The 296-nt window shown below is 39.9% G+C and carries 1 pseudogene; it reads right to left on the bottom strand.

Annotated features, from left to right (window positions below):
• A pseudogene (locus AOA60_RS01035) lies at positions 1-275 on the bottom strand (UDP-N-acetylglucosamine 1-carboxyvinyltransferase); the annotation flags it as partial.
• Positions 276-296: the final 21 nt, after the last annotated feature.

Here is a 296-nt window from a genome sequence, read left to right on the forward strand (position 1 = left end):
CTTAATTTTTTTACACGTCCATTAGGTAATGGCATGGCAAACATATTTTCAGGATGAATCTCTAACGTATCTTCTGTTAGCTTTGTGCTCCCACCAATCTCCTCAAGAAGCTCTGCTAGAATTGTTACGTCTGATATATCCGGAAGATTGTCTATGAAGACTGGTGAATCGGCCAAAATTGCGGCTGGTATTAGCGCTACTGCACTGTTTTTAGCTCCAGTTATTTGTACTGTTCCATTTAACGGGTGTCCACCTTCAATTAAAAGTTTTTCCATAAACTGATGCTTCCCTTCTGT

Source organism: Pseudomonas sp. 2822-17 (assembly GCF_002742485.1).
In the GTDB taxonomy this organism is placed as follows: domain Bacteria; phylum Pseudomonadota; class Gammaproteobacteria; order Pseudomonadales; family Pseudomonadaceae; genus Aquipseudomonas; species Aquipseudomonas cyclaminis.